Below are 14,161 nucleotides of genomic sequence, written 5' to 3'. Positions count from 1 at the left end.
TTTGTTTGAATCGGTCATGGTTATTCTCCTTTGTCTTAATAAATTTATTGTACATGACCTTAAAATATCTGTCTAATTAATTGTAACCTATCCAATTACCTTTTATAGAAGTTGAATTTATACACAACAATAAAAAAGTAACACTAAAAAATGTACTTATAGATACTGGATCAGCATCTACTATTATATCATCAGATGTAGCTATTGACTTAGATTTAGGACCTAGTCCAGAGGATGAATTATTTAGAATTCGTGGAGTTGGAGGGTCTGAATACGTATATGAAAAGCATATTGACAAAATTCAATTAGAAACAGTGATTGTATCTAATTTAAAACTTGATGTAGGTGCCATGGATTATGGATTTGATATTGATGCGATACTTGGTATGGATTTTCTTAAGAAAGCCAAAGTAGTTATAGATATAGATAAAATGATGTTGTATTCTAGTTGATTTGAAAAATTGGAAAAAAAATTTATTGATAAAATCTAAGCAGTAAAACTTTCCAAAATGAATAAAGCAACTACAGATATGGAAAAATGATGATATATATTGTTGTTTGTTTTCATAAGTTGTTCTTCCATGGAATTATGCTTTTCCATTTGTTCTTCTGTTGAAACTCTCAAGTAAGCGATAGCTCTTTTTTTAGTTCACGTAAGTGACTTCCTTTATTTTACAGATACTTCTTTTGCCATTTATAGTAACCTTTTCAATAATTAAATTTATAAGCTTCTGAGTATCATTAATGTTTTTCATTTATTTGATTGAGCAGAAGCGTTTCTTTTTCAAGAAGATGATTTATTTTATCTTGGATATAGGTATCATCTACTTTTTCTATAAGCGCTTTGATAAACTGTTTTTCTTCGTTTTTATTCTGCTTTAATTCTGCTTTCTTCTGTGTAATCATATCTATTAAGCTTTCTTTCTTGTTTTCAATATGCGCTTGAATGTAGTCATCAAAGTAATTAGTGCTAATAAAATCTTGAATGATTTTTTCAAGGACAAATTTTTCTAGAATATCTGTATCCCTGCTTGTACAGCCCTTTGTAGGACACATATATCTATAGTTTTTGGTATGGATATTCTCACCGCATATACACACCAATAAATTCTTGAAAATATAAGTATGTCGAAGATAACGTATTTTTTCATAAACAGCATTCCACTTGAGAAAAGCATTACAATATGGATATTAGCTAGAAAGGTTGTAGCTAAAATATCAAGGTAATGATGAATCAATAATATGGTTTTATCAGGAATATCGTTAGTTTTATCAATATGAATCTTAGTTTTATCGGGATAAATAGTAAGTGCTTTAATTTCTAAAGGTTTAAAATTCAGTAATTCTTCTAATGGGATATCAAGTGTTTGAGAAAGACCTATTAATAATTCAAGATTGAATATATCTTTTTTCCATTTTCAATATTACTTATATGTCCAACGGAGACGTTTAGTCGATTGGCTAGATCAGACCCAGTAATACCTTTAGCTTTTCTGTATTTCTTCACTTTCTTTCCAAAACTCTTAAAAAGTTTATTCAAACCGATCCCCCCTCTATTTTGACTATTGGCAAATTATGTTAAAATATACCTATGATATGATTGCCGAAGATATTTTGAGGTATTATCATAGTGAAAATAAATAATAAAGATTAGAGAATAAATAAAATGAGAACTGTGTTAAATCTAATAATTGGACTGCTATTGAGTGGATTTGGAGTGGTACTTTTGACAAGAAAAAAGATTATGATTTGTAGAATTATTGAACAGTCATTTGTTACAATTATTATTTGTTCAAACGTTGTTTCATCAAATGGAAAAGCGGGATTCAGGGAACTACTTTGGAGTATAGGAGTTGCTATAGTTTTTATCGGAATGATCAACTATTCTTCAAAAGGAAAATATTCAATTTACAATATGAATATGAGAGAAGCAACTTTATTGATAGAAGAAACATTAAAAGAGAAAGAAGATAAAAATCTAGCAATTGAGATACATTCAAGTATTATAAATACAGTAGATATTAATTTAAATCAAATAAGAGATAGTGAAATGTATTCAGATATTTACAAAGAAATAAAAGTAAGATTAAAGTTCATAGATGAAAAATTATTTCCTTATGCAGGAATTATTTATATCATATTTGGCAGTCTTTACTTAGGGACCGCTGTGAAATAAAAAAGGTAGTGTTATTATTTTTGAAGGGAAATGATGAAGATGTGGAAAAAAACTTGGGTAAAAGTGATGTTTGTTATATTCATTGTATGGTTGATTATATCTGCTTATTATTATAGGCAGCATTGTATTACCATTAGGAATTATATCATAGATAAACAGATTGAATTGAAGGATGTAAAAGTAGAAATAAAGGAAGTTTCACTCCGAACTTCCAATAGGAAAAGGAATAACAATTATAGAATTCCAAAGAGCTATGAACTAATGTATAAATTTGCTCAAAGATTTGAAGATCCTATGAGAGCATTGAAAATAATGAAACCTTTGTTTCAAATACCTACTTTTTATAGTAAACCCTATGAAGTCAATGATGAATTGCTCACATTAAAATTGAGAGGGAAATTTATATCTGATAAGTTTAAAGGAAAAGATCGAGAACAGCTTATAGAAGATATTAAAGTAGATGTGATTGATGAGTCAGGTGCTGATCATTCAAGTAGTAGTCGATGGCAGTATGAAGAGGGGAATAATATAGTTCCTTTTGAGATAAGTGGGAATTTATTTCCTATAGACAGAATAAATAATGAGCTAACTATTGTAGTAACGGATAAAAAGAATAATATTACCAAGAAATTTAGAATTGAACCCGAGTATGTTACGAGAAATTATAACTTTTTTGATAAGAAAATTAATTTGGATGCACACCCTATGTGTTAGGATAGTTGTCGTAAGTAGTTAAGTTATACTATAATAAAGACAAGAGATTCTAAGGAGATGAAAATAAAATGGCAAAACCAACAAACTACACATGGGAAGAAAGGCAACAAATACTAAAAAGAATGTTAGCACCTGAAAATATAAGTATACAAGAATTAGCAGAAGAAATTGGGGTAACGAAGTCCACTTTATATACATGGAAAAAAAAAATAAACAATAATAATATTGATCATTTATCGAACAATAAAGAATCAAAAAATTGGTCTTCAAAAGATAAGTTTCATATCGTACTGGAAACATATGCTCTAAATGAAGCAGATTTGGCTGTTTATTGTAGACAAAAAGGGTTGTATGTTGAACAAGTGAATGCTTGGCGTGAACAGTGCTTATGGGCAAATAATTCTTCAAATCCTAAAGATATAATGAAATTTCAAACTGAATTAAAAGAAGAGAAGAATCGTTCTAAGCAGCTGGCTAAAGAACTTATCCGTAAAGAAAAAGCATTAGCAGAAGTAGCTGCTCTGTTGGTTCTCAAAAAAAAGGCCCAAGCGATCTGGGGGGACAACGAGGAAGATTGATATACCTTTCAGATCGCCAAATAGCGGTGGAATTAATTGATGAAGCACGAGATGGTGGGGCAAGATTAGAACCTGCATGTAAAATACTTGGACTTACAAGCAGAACTTATCAAAGGTGGAAACAAGATGGCGATATTAAATCAGATGGACGACCGGATTCCATCAGGCCTGAACCTAAAAATAAACTTTCTCAGCAAGAACGCAAAAAGATTTTAGAAACAGTAAATTCTAAAGAATATGCTAGTTTACCACCATCACAAATTGTTCCTAAACTTGCTGATAAAGGGAAATATATCGCTTCTGAATCTACATTTTATAGAGTCCTTAGGCAAAATAAAATGCTTGCACATCGAGGAAAAGCAAAACCTGGTGCTAAAAGAACACGCTCTACGCATATTGCAGTAAAACCTAACGAGATATGGACATGGGATATTACATGGCTTCATCGGAACGTAAAAGGGCTATATTACAAACTTTATATGATTGTGGATATCTTTAGTCGAAAAATAGTTGGTTATGAAGTATGGGAAGAAGAGAATGCTGTTCATTCAGAAACCCTTGTCAGAAAAGCTTTATTGGCTGAAAATATAGCAGGAAGACCTATTGTACTTCATTCCGATAATGGTGGACCTATGAAAGCAGCCACATTTTTAGCAACACTAGAAAGATTAGGTGTGCAAAGTTCCTTTTCAAGACCAAGAGTAAGTAATGATAATCCTTATTCAGAATCTTTATTTAAAACATTAAAATATATCCCTACATATCCTTAAAGTGGGTTTGAATCATTAGAATATGCGAGACAATGGGTAAAAGAGTTCGTCCGTTGGTATAACAATATTCATTATCATAGCGGCATTAATTACATGACACCAAATGATAGACATAATGGTAACGGAAAAACCATTATGGATAAACGAAAAAAAGTCTATGAAAAAGCAAAAGAGCAACATCCTGAGAGATGGGCTAATGATATACGCAATTGGGAGCTTCCAGAAACCGTTGCATTGAACCCAGTTAAAGAAAAAGAACATATAGATGCTAAGATAAGTGGATAGACTAGGTTTGACGAAGTGAACTATTTACATTGAGGGTAAGTATGGTAGCCTGCTTCGGGCGTTGCCTTCTTCAGATGGCTACGCACAGGGCAAGCAACCATACTTACGGAGGCTCAATGTCAATAGCAAACCGGAAGATTCAAATAAGCTTGAAAAATAAATTTTAACAACTTTATGCGACAATTTTCTTGACAAACTCCGCACATGCTGATCAGATTAAGTAAGACTTTTTTGAATAGAATGAATGATTATAATGAAGATCAAGGAACTTTGATAGGAGAATACTGAAATGAGAGAATATTTTTTTATAATAGCTGGATTGATATTGACTGTATTTGGGACAGTTATTTTAGCTAGGAGGAAAATTATAGTTAGTGGAGTCATTGAACAATCATTTGTTATGACTATAATATGTTTTAATTTGATCTTAGGAATTGTTGAAGAGGAAGTTGTGAGATTACTTTGGAGCATAGGAATTGGAGTAAGCGTTGTCATAATGGTTATTTTTTCTATGAAAGGTAAATATTTTATTTAAAATATAAATCAAAAAACAACTATTTTATTATTAAAACAGATATTAATAGAAAAAGAGATAAGCTTTGGAGATAGAAATACATTAATGATTTTGGAAACTCATGAAAATAAAGAAATAGAGTTATATTCAATCTTTTTTAATGTTGCAGGATTAGATTTACATCAAATAAGAGATGTACAAATACATCAAGAATTTTAGATGCATTGAAAACAAGACTAAATGGTACAGAAAGAAAGTTTTTTCCGTGGATAGAAGTGTGTTATGTAGTGACAGGGATTTTTTGCTTGTGGACGGTGATACATTAAAAGAAGAATTCTCAAATATTTTGAAAGAAGTTGATGAATATGTGGAAAGAACTTAGATAAAGAATGACGGTTATACGTTGTAACGTGATAATAGGAAATAGCGAAATGATTGAGGGGGAGGAAGTTATATGAGATTTAGAAAGAAAGATTATATAATTTTTTATATTTTAACTATAATAATATATGGAATGAATTTGATGAATCCTGTTAAAGTGCGAAGTGTTTTTGCAATTGCGATTGTAGCAATTTTTCCCCGCATTATTATGGGGAACAATAACTAATTTTTTTGTTAAGAAGAAATAGTTAAATATGTTTCATTTTTATAGTATGTAGCAATGCAATAAATACCAGCACAATTTTATTCTATAGTGATGGAGTTTATAGTTTGATAATATTGAAAAGTTTTGGAATAGAACTGAAGTTGAAATTAAACGATGATTTTCAAAAAAAATGTGAAAAATGAAAAAATAATAATATTGTAATATGAAAGCAAAGTGTATTACTGGAGGTGCAAAATGAAAATAGATGATTATATAAACAATGAGACAGATAAAAGTAAATTTATAATTATAGCGGTTATTCTATCTTTTGTATGTATCATAATATTGTCAATTATAGGAGCAATACTGAATTTTTTTGGTATGACTCTATTAGGACAATTTCTTTCATCAATTACATTATTAATATTGTTTATATTAGTAGGAAAAATATTTTTCAATATTAACTATAGTGAGTTATTTAAAGAGATTAAACTTAGTAAATATGATTCTATGGATAATTTATTTGTTACAATATTTTTTTCTTCAGTTTCTGGATTTATTGTCGTTTTGATCTATCAAATTGATTTTATGATTAATCCTAATAGAACAAAATTGATTCGTTATCTTATAAAATCTTTGAATTATGATAATTATTCTATGAATAGTATTTTGGATATATTAATGCATATCATTACTTTGGATATATTCATTCATATCATTATAGTTGCTATTGCAGTAGTAGTTGAGGAAATTTTTTTTAGATACAATTTCTATAAAATTTTTGTTGAGAAAAAAAAGGATGTAAAAATTTTTATTATATTATCATCAATCATATTTGGAATTTATCATTGTAGTAGTATATCAAGATTTTTTGCAAGTCTAGTCTTATCTATTTCTATATCAATTATATATGTAATGACAAAAAATATAGTATATGCTTTTGTTTCACATTTTTTATGGGATCTTTTTACTTTCGTATCTCCAGGTTTTATTGGATATTTTAATAATATCAATATGAGTATAGATGTTTTTGTTTGCGGATTTATAGAAATAATAATGATTTGCCTATTAATCTTATTAAGTATTTATTCATACTATAAAAGAGGGTATATTTTATCATTGAAAACTAGAAACAAAATATATAGTATAATAAATGATAGGAATATCTATTGATAAAATTATAGTTTTTTGACAGATTAAGTTGATATATATTATATTTCTCAAACTTCCGCATACATTTACAATGAGGAAGTTTTTTTATGCATATTCTATCTACTTAAAAACAAAAACTAAATGATGCAGGTAGTTATTAGGGGAGGAATAGACAATCCTTTCTTCGGCATATAATGAATTATGCAAGGGGAGGGATGCTGTTGAAAAAGTGGATACTTTGGACAATTCTTACTAGCATGTGTGTAAGTATAGCAGTGCATGCATATAGCTTTGTTGAATATACAGGGAATAGTGGAATCTGTTATAAAAGAAATGAATATGTATGCTGGGAAGAAAGAAAAATAAAAGAAAACCCTAATTATAAAAATCTTACGATTTTTATAGATCTTAATACAAAGACATTAGAGCTTATTCATTTAGATGATAAAGAGATACTAAAAAGATATAATATTGCCAGTGGAAAAGAAGATACGCCATCTCCAATTGGAAGTTGGAAAATTATTGGAAAAGGAAGCTGGGGAGAAGGATTTGGTACACGGTTTATGGCACTAAATGTACCCTGGGGTAAATACGGAATACACGGTACCAATAAACCCAATTCCATCGGATGGGCATCTTCTCATGGGTGTATAAGGATGAAAAATAAAGATATAGAAGAGTTATATAAAATAGTTAAAGTAGGAACTCCTGTAATCATATGGGGAGGGCCTTACGGAGCATTTGGAAATGGATTTCGTGTGATAGAGCCAGGACTTAGGGGATCAGATGTATATGAAGTACAAAGATATATGAAGAAAAAAGGATATTATCCAGGATGGGTAGATGGCATTTACGGAGAGGGAATGAAGATTTATGTATTGAAGTTTAGAAAGGATCACAATTTAAAAAATACGCATAATATAGATCAAGAATTTTATAATGCATTGAGCATTGAATTATTTGAGTAAAAGTTTCTGTTTAAAATAGCAGAAGCTTTTACTATTTTTATACTAAAATGTAAATGAATTGGTATCATTAAAAGGATGTGTAGGAATGTTGTAGAAATAATACATAGTAAAGGAGAAATTCGGATAAAGAAATATCCTTTAGGGGGATGAGGATGAATAAAAAGAGTATAAAATACTTTGCCATCAGTGCACGGGAAAATTTAATAGAAAAAGTAAAAGACAAAGCTTTTGAAATAGGGGAGACAGAAGAAAAAAAGATAGAAGAAGCAAGTTATGTATATTTTTTCATGCTGATTGCTTTAAGGTATATGGAAGTAAATGATTATTTACCAACGGAACTGTGGGTATTTTCGAGTAGAAAGCAACATAAAAAAACTGAATTTATCAAACAAAAGTTATTAAATGCATGGAATATTTTAAGAGAAATGCTTCCGTTTGTTTTTCAAAATATTTCAGAGGATATGCAGGTTTTATTTCCAGACTTATTAGAAGATGATCCTTTGATACTGGATTTATGCAATGCTGAAATAATATCTAATGAGGATTGGAGAGAAGTTGAAATTATTGGGTGGTTTTATCAATATTATATGTCCTATAAACATAAAGAAATAGTGAAACTAAATCGTAGTAGGATTAAGAAAGAAGATATAGGGGCAGCAACCCAAATGTTTACGCCAAAATGGATTGTAAAATATATGGTAGAAAACACATTAGGGAAGTTTTGGGTTGAAAAAACAAAAGATAAACGATTAGAAAAGAAGCTGGAGTTTTACATAGAGAATGAAGAAGGAATAGAAAAATCTAAAAACCGGATAGATCCGAAAAGTATAAAAGTGTTTGACCCTGCTTGTGGAGCAGGGCATATTTTGGTATATGCTTTTGATGTATTTTATGACATTTATAAGCAGGCAGGATATGAAGAGAAAGATATTCCTATATATATTCTTAAATATAATTTATACGGGTTGGATATAGATGAAAAGGCTACAAGTCTAGCCAATTTTGCATTGACTATGAAGGGAAGAGAGAAAGATCATGAATTTTTTCAAAAAATAAGAAAAGAAAAGTTTGATTTTAATATATGTGCTATAGAGGAAAGTAATGGAACCATTAAAGATAAAGAAATGGTATTTTATAAAATAGCGAAACAGGATATGCCTTATGCAAAGAAACAAATTGATCATTTGTTACAAGTTTTTTATGATGCGAAGGAGTATGGATCAATTATAGAAATGGGAGATTTTGATGAGAAATTCTGGGACGAGCGGGTAGAGACTTTAAAAGCTAAGGAGATAAAAACAATTTTAGAGAAGCTTGTAAGAGTAGGAAAGATGATTAAACAAAAATATGAAATTGTGATTGCAAATCCTCCTTATTTATCCAATAAGATGATGAGTTTGAAATTGAAAAAATATGTAGATGAATATTTTGAAGATTATAATGGAGATTTGTTTTCAGTATTTATGAAGAGAAATTTAGACTATACAAAGGAAGATGGCTATGCTGCTTTCATGACGCCTTTTGTTTGGATGTTTATAAAAAGATATGAGAAATTAAGAAAATATATTGTTTCAAACAAAGGAATTGAAAGTCTTGTGCAACTAGAGTATTCAGGATTTCAAGGAGCTACTGTACCTATTTGCACATTTGTTTTAAGGAATAATTCAAAAAAAGATTTAGGAGATTTTATTAAGTTATCAGATTTCAAAGGAGAACAAAATCAGCCAATAAAGGCCCTAGAAGCCATAAAAAATAAAAGAACTACTTATCGGTATAGACGCGCTACGAAGAGTTTTGAAAAAATTCCAGGCATGCCCATTGCGTATTGGGTGAGTGATGAGGTGAAAGCTGGATTCCAGAAGGGATTGCCATTAGAAGCTATTGCAGATGCGCGGGTGGGGCTTCAGACAAGTAATAATAAAAGATTTGTTAGGCTTTGGTATGAGGTGGATAGAAATCACATTGGATTTGGTTTTAAAGACAGAGAAAGTGCTAAAAATAGTGAATATAAATGGTTTCCATATAATAAAGGTGGGCATTTTAGAAAATGGTATGGAAATCATACATATGTTGTAAATTGGAAAAATGATGGAGCTGCAATTCGTACATATAATGGAAAATTGAATGCTTCAAGAAGTTCAAATATAGGTATTGCCAATACAGCTTATTATTTTAAAAAAGGAATTACGTGGTCTTTTGTAAGTTCTGCAAAGTTTGGCGTAAGGATTACAGAAGAAGGATTTTTATTTGATACAGCAGGATCATCTGCGTTTCCAACAGAAGAACAAATTTACTTTTTGATTGCGCTTTTGTGTTCAAAGGTTACTTATGTGTATCTGATGATATTAAACCCCACGCTGAATTTTCAACCAGGGAATATTGCCATGCTCCCAGTACTCTTTCCAGAGGATGAAGCAATAAAGGTAGAAATAGATTATCTGGCAAGAGCATGTATCCATATATCTAAAAATGATTGGGATGCGTATGAGCATTCATGGGATTTTCAGAAGCATCCTTTTCTGATGTATAAAAAAGGAGCATGTACAATTGAAAAAGCCTTTGAGAACTGGCACGTATTTAAGCAAAACCAGTTTGAAAAGTTAAAAGAGCATGAGGAAAAATTAAATAAAATATTTATTGATATGTATCAACTTGAAAAAGATTTGATGCCTAATGTGGATGATGGAGCTGTTACCATTAAAAGAGCAGATAAAGAAAGAGATGTACGGTCATTTATTTCATTTGCTGTGGGATGTATGTTTGGGAGATATTCCTTAGACAAAGAGGGGTTAGACGTAGTTTTGGAAGTAGATAAAGGTGGAATTATGCTCATTAAGGATGATTTTGGGAAGGATATTGTATCAAGGTTTATAGCATTTTTAAAGATTACATTTGGAGAAGATGCATTAAACGAAAATTTATCCTTTATTGCAGATGCACTAGGAAGAAAAAAAGAAAGTTCGATGGCATGTATTCGAGGATATTTCATGTATGATTTTTATAAAGATCATGTAAAAACATATAAAAAACATCCAATCTACTGGCTATTTACATCTGGAAAAAATAAAGCTTTTCAGGCATTGGTGTATGTGCATAGATTTGATAAAGATACGATAAATAATATAAGAAAAAAATATCTGCACAAGATTATAGAAAGAAAAGCTATTGAAAAACGGATTATGGAAAAAAAATTACGTGAAGAAAGAGAATGTAATAAGGAGATTCTGAAAAACATCATTTTTATTAAAAAGCAATTAAGTGAGCTAAAGGAATATGATAAAACTATGAAACAAATAGAAAATATGAAAATAGAGATCGACTTAGATGATGGGGTATCTACAAATTATCAAAAGTTTGATAAAGTACTAGAAAAAATATAAAAAAATTCATCCTACTTTTCTGTCTCTTTACATATAATTTTATGTAGAACTTTTGAGGAGGGAGTAGGGTGGTTTTATTTGTTACGATTAAGAAAAAACAATTGTTGTTTATTATATTAGGGATTGTAATTATTTGTGCTTTATTGATATCATTTTGGTATTATACTCCACTAGTATCTACGGTTTTCGTAGAGGAAAAATTTTCACAAGAAATACAAAAAATCTTTAATGAAAGAAGTGAATCAATTTTAAATAAAGATATGAAATCACTTGGGAATTTGTATGAGCAATCAAAAAAATATGGGATATGGGCATATGAGCATGAATTGAAAAAAATGAAGTATTTGCATAGTTGGTCGGATAAGCAAGGCATAAAATTTACAGATATTGATTCAAAAGCTATGATTAAATGGGTAAAGGATAAAGGAGACCTTATAACAATAAACCTTATGGTCTGTTCAGAATATAAATATCATTACGAAAATAATCCAGAGAAAGTCAATTTCTTTAGAATAGGAACCTATCATTCTTTAGATATTAAGGAAAAAGGTGAGGGATGGGTGATTGTCAGGGAATGGTATACAGATCCATTTGCAGATTCAATGCATATAGATGAGATGAAGTCAGAAGAGATAAAGGAATATGTTTTATCTCAAAGTAGTCGAGATTTTTCAAATATGATCGAAAGAAGAAAAAATGCTTTAGCATATGCAGATGAATATTGTGGTGGGGCAGGAGATAAAAAATATACATATAACAAAAAATATAAAAATTATAATCCACAAGGTGGAGATTGTGCAAATTTTGCTTCTCAAATACTATATGAGGGAGGAAAATTCAGAAAAAACCATTCATGGAATTATGGAAAAGGTGCGACGAAAGCTTGGGTCAATGCCCATGGGTTTAAAGATTATATGGTTTATAGCGGAAGAGCATCGGTTGTTGCACATGGAACCTATGACAAGATATATAAAGCAGCTTATAAGCTTAGTCCAGGTGATTTTGTTGCTTATGAAAAAAAAGGAAAAGTTACGCATATTTCAGTTGTAACAGGAGCAGATTCAAAAGGATATACACTTGTAAATTCTCATAATACAGATAGATATCGGGTACCTTGGGATCTTGGATGGAATGATAAAGGTGTAAAGTTTTGGTTGGTTCATGTACATTTCTAAAAACTATGCCTTCTATGGCATAGTTTTTGTTATTCTCTTATATGCTTCCTAAGACACATAATTTAGAATTCTCCATAACATTACCCCTGCAATATAGAAATTATCAATAGTACAATAATGATATATAATATTTTTCTATATATATAAAAGCTTGTGAGACAATATATTATAATTTAAGATAGAATGGATGCATACGATGAAAAGAAACTGGTTTTTATAAGGGGGAATAGATTTGTTTTCAGTAGGGATTGACGCAGGGTCTGTAGCAACAAAAGGAGTTTTATTTAATGGTAAAGTTGTTGAAACTGTAATTATTCCTACAGGTTGGAGTCCGAAATCTGCATCAGAGGAAGTTTTTAAAACTTTGTTAAAGAATGCGGGTATAGAAAAAGATGCAGTAAAAAAAATCATTGGAACAGGATACGGGCGAATTTCTATGGATTTTGTAGATAAAGTGGTTACAGAAATTACTTGCCATGCAAAAGGAGCCCATTTTCTAAAAAAAGAGACAAGAACGATTCTTGATATAGGGGGCCAGGATAGCAAGGTAATCAGTTTAGACCAAGATGGAAATGTGATAGATTTTTTAATGAATGATAAATGTGCTGCAGGAACAGGTAGATTCCTACAAGTTATGATAAATTTGCTAGGAGAAGAAATAGAAAAGATTGATATTTTAGCAGATGGAGCTGTCCCTGAGTCGATTACGAGCATGTGTACAGTTTTTGCTGAATCTGAAGTGATAAGTCTATTAGCAAATGGTGCGAGTAAAGAGAGTATTGCTGCAGGCATTATACAATCTATTGCCAATCGGGCAGCAGCACTTCTTAGCAAAATAAATGTTTCTGATCAAGTTGCATTCACAGGTGGTGTTGCAAAAAGCAATGTGGTAAAAAAAGCAATAGAACAAAAAATTACAAAGCCTATTTATAGAGCACAGGATTCACAGACTGTTGGAGCTTTAGGGGCTGCGGTAGTAGGGTGGAATATAATCAATAGATAAAAACGAAAGGTCGTATGATTGTACATACTTCCTTTTTTAAATTACGATGGAGAAATGAGTAACTACAGAATAATTATAAACAAGCTTGTTAATACTTATTTTATGATTTAAATAAAATATATGGTATACTACTCATAGAAAAATGAAACTGAGGAGTGTATGGTTTGTATGTTTGATAAAGTACTGCTTTCTGAAAAAGTGGCGAATAATATAAAAAAATTAATTATAGATAATGAACTACAGCCTGGTGATAAGCTATCAAATGAAATCGAATTGTCAAAGATTCTAAATGTAAGCAGGTCTACTATTAGAGAATCTGTTAAAATTTTGGTGTCTATGAATATATTAGAAATACGCAGAGGAAAAGGGACTTTTGTATGTGAAAAACCAGGGATTGCTACAGATCCTCTTGGGGTTACATTTATGAACAAAAAAGATTTGCTATTATATTTGTTTGAAACAAGATTAATCATTGAACCAGAGATCGCTGCATTAGCTGCTAAACGAGCGAAGGAGAAAAATGTGGAAGCTTTAGAAGTGGCATTTATGAAAATGGAAAAAGATATTTTAGAAGGGAAGGACCATACAGAGACAGATATGGATTTTCACAACATCATTGCCAAAAGCAGTCAAAATCCAATTATCAAAAGAATTGTTCCCATTATTAATGATTGTATTAAGGAAGGGTATTTAGAAACAAAAGATATTCCTGAAAGTGGAGAAAAAGTCATTTACTATCATGAAAAGGTACTGGATGCTATTAAAAATAAAGATGAAAAAGCTGCAAAAAAATACATGAAGGAACACATAGAAAATGGAATGGGTCAAATTAGAAAAAAATAAATATGAAGATATAAATG

13 protein-coding genes and 1 pseudogene are annotated in these 14,161 nt (G+C 30.3%); 12 read left to right on the top strand and 2 right to left on the bottom strand.

The features are described 5' to 3' along the window. The first annotated feature begins 89 nt into the window (after nucleotides 1–89). A complete protein-coding gene (locus EV214_RS19655; RefSeq protein WP_132244522.1) occupies nucleotides 90–452 on the top strand; it encodes a retroviral-like aspartic protease family protein in 363 nt (120 codons plus the stop codon). A gap of 289 nt (nucleotides 453–741) precedes the next feature. Here the strand turns inward: EV214_RS19655 and EV214_RS08025 are convergent, their stop codons facing one another. Both EV214_RS08025 and EV214_RS19650 read right to left on the bottom strand, forming a co-directional pair. Then, complete coding sequence (locus EV214_RS08025) at nucleotides 742–1,056, bottom strand: hypothetical protein (RefSeq protein WP_132244520.1); 315 nt, start codon at nucleotides 1,054–1,056, stop codon at nucleotides 742–744. A 325-nt stretch (nucleotides 1,057–1,381) separates the two neighbouring features. Then, nucleotides 1,382–1,507: a helix-turn-helix domain-containing protein gene (locus EV214_RS19650; RefSeq protein WP_408631297.1), complete on the bottom strand. Its 126-nt coding sequence runs from the start codon at nucleotides 1,505–1,507 to the stop codon at nucleotides 1,382–1,384. 219 nt (nucleotides 1,508–1,726) lie between these two features. On the opposite strand from EV214_RS19650, the gene EV214_RS08015 reads away from it, so the two are divergent. From EV214_RS08015 to EV214_RS07970, 11 genes and pseudogenes are all read left to right on the top strand, one after another. Further along, nucleotides 1,727–2,176: a hypothetical protein gene (locus tag EV214_RS08015; protein WP_132244516.1), complete on the top strand. Its 450-nt coding sequence runs from the start codon at nucleotides 1,727–1,729 to the stop codon at nucleotides 2,174–2,176. Nucleotides 2,177–2,209: 33 nt separating this feature from the next. Then, nucleotides 2,210–2,890, top strand: coding sequence for a hypothetical protein (locus tag EV214_RS08010; RefSeq protein WP_132244514.1), 681 nt, complete (start codon nucleotides 2,210–2,212; stop codon nucleotides 2,888–2,890). Nucleotides 2,891–2,958: 68 nt separating this feature from the next. Continuing rightward, nucleotides 2,959–4,523 (top strand): annotated as a pseudogene (locus EV214_RS08005) (IS3 family transposase). 289 nt (nucleotides 4,524–4,812) lie between these two features. Next, nucleotides 4,813–5,058, top strand: a complete 246-nt coding sequence (locus EV214_RS08000) for a hypothetical protein (protein ID WP_132244512.1) — start codon at nucleotides 4,813–4,815, stop codon at nucleotides 5,056–5,058. A gap of 433 nt (nucleotides 5,059–5,491) precedes the next feature. Continuing rightward, nucleotides 5,492–5,644, top strand: coding sequence for a hypothetical protein (locus EV214_RS18710; RefSeq protein WP_165916300.1), 153 nt, complete (start codon nucleotides 5,492–5,494; stop codon nucleotides 5,642–5,644). A gap of 234 nt (nucleotides 5,645–5,878) precedes the next feature. Next, entirely contained in the window at nucleotides 5,879–6,796 is a 918-nt protein-coding gene (locus tag EV214_RS07995; RefSeq protein WP_132244510.1) for a CPBP family glutamic-type intramembrane protease, read from the top strand. A gap of 200 nt (nucleotides 6,797–6,996) precedes the next feature. After that, entirely contained in the window at nucleotides 6,997–7,743 is a 747-nt protein-coding gene (locus EV214_RS07990; RefSeq protein ID WP_243116597.1) for a L,D-transpeptidase family protein, read from the top strand. Between the two features lie 152 nt (nucleotides 7,744–7,895). Beyond that, nucleotides 7,896–11,123, top strand: coding sequence for a BREX-1 system adenine-specific DNA-methyltransferase PglX (pglX, locus tag EV214_RS07985; protein ID WP_165916299.1), 3,228 nt, complete (start codon nucleotides 7,896–7,898; stop codon nucleotides 11,121–11,123). A 68-nt stretch (nucleotides 11,124–11,191) separates the two neighbouring features. Beyond that, on the top strand, nucleotides 11,192–12,298 hold the full coding sequence (locus EV214_RS07980; protein WP_165916298.1) for an amidase domain-containing protein: 1,107 nt from the start codon (nucleotides 11,192–11,194) through the stop codon (nucleotides 12,296–12,298). A gap of 232 nt (nucleotides 12,299–12,530) precedes the next feature. Then, on the top strand, nucleotides 12,531–13,301 hold the full coding sequence (locus EV214_RS07975; protein WP_132244506.1) for an acyl-CoA dehydratase activase: 771 nt from the start codon (nucleotides 12,531–12,533) through the stop codon (nucleotides 13,299–13,301). A gap of 168 nt (nucleotides 13,302–13,469) precedes the next feature. Further along, the gene (locus EV214_RS07970) at nucleotides 13,470–14,144 is read left to right on the top strand and encodes a FadR/GntR family transcriptional regulator (protein WP_165916297.1); all 675 of its coding nucleotides are present in this window, start codon (nucleotides 13,470–13,472) and stop codon (nucleotides 14,142–14,144) included. The last annotated feature ends 17 nt before the right edge of the window (nucleotides 14,145–14,161 follow it).

The sequence above is a fragment of the Marinisporobacter balticus genome (assembly GCF_004345705.1).
In the GTDB taxonomy this organism is placed as follows: domain Bacteria; phylum Bacillota; class Clostridia; order Peptostreptococcales; family Thermotaleaceae; genus Marinisporobacter; species Marinisporobacter balticus.
This window is presented reverse-complemented; position numbering and strand designations above follow the sequence as displayed.

Coding starts and splice junctions, on each gene's coding strand:
- EV214_RS08025 (WP_132244520.1), bottom strand. CDS start 1,056: ATGTGTCCTACAAAGGGCTGTACAAGCAGGGATACAGATATTCTAGAA.
- EV214_RS08010 (WP_132244514.1), top strand. CDS start 2,210: ATGAAGATGTGGAAAAAAACTTGGGTAAAAGTGATGTTTGTTATATTC.
- EV214_RS08000 (WP_132244512.1), top strand. CDS start 4,813: ATGAGAGAATATTTTTTTATAATAGCTGGATTGATATTGACTGTATTT.
- EV214_RS18710 (WP_165916300.1), top strand. CDS start 5,492: ATGAGATTTAGAAAGAAAGATTATATAATTTTTTATATTTTAACTATA.
- EV214_RS07995 (WP_132244510.1), top strand. CDS start 5,879: ATGAAAATAGATGATTATATAAACAATGAGACAGATAAAAGTAAATTT.
- pglX (WP_165916299.1), top strand. CDS start 7,896: ATGAATAAAAAGAGTATAAAATACTTTGCCATCAGTGCACGGGAAAAT.
- EV214_RS07970 (WP_165916297.1), top strand. CDS start 13,470: ATGTTTGATAAAGTACTGCTTTCTGAAAAAGTGGCGAATAATATAAAA.